The organism is Aurantimonas sp. DM33-3 (assembly GCF_014334315.1).
GTDB lineage: Bacteria > Pseudomonadota > Alphaproteobacteria > Rhizobiales > Rhizobiaceae > Aurantimonas > Aurantimonas coralicida.
This window is the reverse complement of record NZ_JACSGS010000041.1, coordinates 1-2,867: the sequence shown is the minus strand read 5'-3', so window position 1 is coordinate 2,867 and position 2,867 is coordinate 1. Positions and strand designations below refer to the sequence as shown.

The window sequence follows — 2,867 nt, the reverse complement described above, 5'->3', positions numbered from 1 at the left end:
GTACGCATACGCTGTAGGCCGCAGGCTCGATTTCACGTAGTCTTTAGTGCGCCTTTGATCTGATCGGCGATGATGTCACGAAGCGCGTCGATACCGGCCTCGGTGAAGGCGAGCGTTTGGCGATCATCGGTATCGATGATCCATATGACGCCCTCTTCGGGTTCGAGCTGGTCGGATAGCTCGCATAAGAGCTCTTCGTTTCGGCCGAGGATTTCGACGGCCCGTTGGATCGTATGAACATGGGAGATTGCGGCCATAGCTCAGGCCGCCGCCTGTTGTGGCATGCTTTCGGCGGACCAGTTCCAGGGCAGCAGTTCTGCAAGCCGGTTCTGCGGGGTTTCAGCGATGCGGGCGAGGACGTCGGCGAGCCAGGCCTGCGGGTCGATATCGTTCAACTTGGCCGTCATGATCAGCGTCAGCATGAAGGCGCAGCGGTCCGCGCCGCGATCGGAGCCGGCGAAGGTCCATGAGCGGCGGCCCAAGGCCAGGCCCCTGAGCGCTCGCTCCGCCGCATTGTTTGTGAGGCAAACCCTGCCATCTGTCGTGAAGCAGGCGAGGCTGTCCCACTTGGTCAGCATGTAGTCCATGGCCTTGGCGACCGGGGCATGGCGCGACAGGCGCGCCCGTTCGGTGCGCATCCACGTTTCGAGTTCGGCGAGGAGCGGCAGGCTTTTCTCCTGGCGGATGGCCAGGCGATCATCGGCGGACAGGCCGTTGACGGCGCGCTCGATATCGAACAGGGCATCGATCCGCTTCACTGCCTCCAGGGCCATGGGCGAGATCGGCGCGGCGTTCTTTCCTCGCCGGGCGCTTTGGGCGATGTCGGCAAGCTCGAAGAACTTGCGGCGCGCGTGGCTCCAGCACAGCGCCTGGGTCAGCGGCTTCGGACTTCGCTCAGTGGCATAGAGGCGCCCATAGCCCGAGTAGGCGTCGGCCTGGAGAATGCCGGTCCAGCCCGTCAGATGACGTTCAGGGTGCTCGGCCGTTCGATCTCGGGACGCAAAGTACAAGGCCGCCGGCGGTGCCTGACCGCCGAAGGGACGGTCGTCGCGAACGTAAGTCCAGACCCGCCCCGTCACCGTCTTACTTTTGGCCAGGATCGGCACGGTCGTATCGTCGCCGTGCAGACGTTCGGCAGCCAGGACATGGGCCGCGATCAGATCGTGAAGCGGGCGAAGCGTGAAGGTGCAGGCGCCGACCTGATCGGCCAGCGTCGACAGTGAGAGATCGATCCCCTCGCGGGCGTAGCGCTCCGACTGCCGGTTCAGCGGCTGGTGCTGTCCAAACTTGTCGAACAGGATCATCGCCAGGAGGCTCGGACCGAGAAAGCCCCGCGGCGTTGGATAAAACGGCGCCGGCGGCTGGGTGATCTTATCGCATTCGCGGCAGGTGAACTTCTCCCGAACCGTTTGGATCACTTTCCACTGCCGCGGGATCACCTCCAGGGTCTCGGTCACGTCCTCGCCTAGCTTGCGCAGCCGATCCGAACCGCAGCAGGCACAGGTCGTCGGGGGCGGCATCACAACACGCTCGCGCGGCAGATGCTCGGGGAATGGCTTGCGACCACCGCGCCGCCGCTCGAAGGACTTCACTGTCGTGGTTTTCGCCGCGGCCTGTTCCGCCACCAGCTCGTCTTCGCTCAAAGCCGCCTCGGCATCCTCGAGCTGCATTTCCAACTGGTCGAGAAGGCGGGCCTTACGTTCCGAGCGCGTGCCGTAAAGTTCGCGTCTGAGCTTCTCGATCTCCAGCGTCAGATGCGCGATGAGCGCCTCGGCGCCGGAGACTTTTGCCTTGACCCGCGCCGCATTCGCAACGGCCTCGTCGCGACCGCGCTCGGCCAGATCAGCGCGCCGTTCCGCTGCCGCAAGCGCGGCTTTCAGAAGGGCGATATCATCCGGCGCGGCAGCCATGATGGAGGGCTCGAAGCAGATCGCGATAACACCGATTCTGCCACAAAAGCCCTGCAATGCAACGCTTTTGCCTATCCAACCGAGGTTGGCCTCCAGGTTTTTTGGGGGTTCCGCCAGTCGATTCCAGACAGAAGATAACCGAGCTGCGCCGGCGATATCGTCACCGCGCCATCGGCGACGGAAGGCCAGAGAAAGCGCCCGCGTTCGAGCCGTTTCGTATAAAGGCAGGCGCCATGGCCATCATGCCAGATGATCTTCAAAAGATCGCCTCTGCGACCACGAAAGCAGAACAGATGGCCGCTGTTCGGATCGCGCTTCAGCGACTCCTGCACCAGGAGCGACAGGCCCGGGAAGCCCTTGCGCATATCCGTGTGCCCCGTCGCCAGCCAGACCCGTACCCCGCTTGGGACCGGGATCATTCTCCCATTCTCGTCTTCGAACAAGCCGACGGCGAATTCAATCGATCGACCACATCGAGAATGCGGGCAAGGGCGCGGGCGTCAATCTCCGCATCGATCCGGACAACCCGGTTGCCAGACAGCTCAATCTCGACGCAACGCTGGCGCTCGCAAGGACGAGCGTCAGCGCCAGCATCCCGATCCTGCTCCGGTCCCTCATGGGGTTCGATCTCGGGCGACACCGCAACAGGCAGGAAGGTCGGGCCCCGATCCTGCGCATCCAAACGAAACTTTCGGATCCAACGGTAGATCGACGATGGATCTACATCGTACCGGCGGGCGACCGCCACCACGCTGGCGTCCTCCTCCAGCGCCGACATCACGATCTCTTCCTTCAAGGCTGTCGGCCAGTGTCGACGGCGGCCGCTATCCCGAACAAGATCGATCCGATGGTAGGTCACGTGGATATCCTCATTGCTTGCACCGTGGTCACCACACCACGCCGCAAAAACAACGATCTCATCCACAGTTCGCAAGGCGGCTCACGCCGGAGGCACAC

General features: G+C 63.2%; 4 protein-coding genes. All 4 read right to left on the bottom strand.

Annotated features, from left to right (window positions below):
* Positions 1–32: 32 nt before the first annotated feature.
* Entirely contained in the window at positions 33–257 is a 225-nt protein-coding gene (locus tag H9Q09_RS22240) for a hypothetical protein (protein ID WP_187392883.1), read from the bottom strand.
* A gap of 3 nt (positions 258–260) precedes the next feature.
* Positions 261–1,910 carry an IS66 family transposase gene (locus tag H9Q09_RS22235; protein ID WP_187392884.1) on the bottom strand — a complete coding sequence of 550 codons (1,650 nt, stop codon included), beginning with the start codon at positions 1,908–1,910 and terminating at the stop codon, positions 261–263.
* A gap of 71 nt (positions 1,911–1,981) precedes the next feature.
* A complete protein-coding gene (gene tnpB / locus H9Q09_RS22230) occupies positions 1,982–2,329 on the bottom strand; it encodes an IS66 family insertion sequence element accessory protein TnpB (RefSeq protein ID WP_187392882.1) in 348 nt (115 codons plus the stop codon).
* Positions 2,326–2,769, bottom strand: coding sequence for a transposase (locus H9Q09_RS22225; RefSeq protein ID WP_187392881.1), 444 nt, complete (start codon positions 2,767–2,769; stop codon positions 2,326–2,328). The genes tnpB and H9Q09_RS22225 overlap by 4 nt, the downstream gene beginning before the upstream one ends.
* Positions 2,770–2,867: the final 98 nt, after the last annotated feature.

Bases quoted from the DNA above. Each gene is read 5' to 3' on its own strand.
- H9Q09_RS22240 (WP_187392883.1), bottom strand. From the start codon at position 257: ATGGCCGCAATCTCCCATGTTCATACGATCCAACGGGCCGTCGAAATC.
- tnpB (WP_187392882.1), bottom strand. From the start codon at position 2,329: ATGATCCCGGTCCCAAGCGGGGTACGGGTCTGGCTGGCGACGGGGCAC.
- H9Q09_RS22235 (WP_187392884.1), bottom strand. From the start codon at position 1,910: ATGGCTGCCGCGCCGGATGATATCGCCCTTCTGAAAGCCGCGCTTGCG.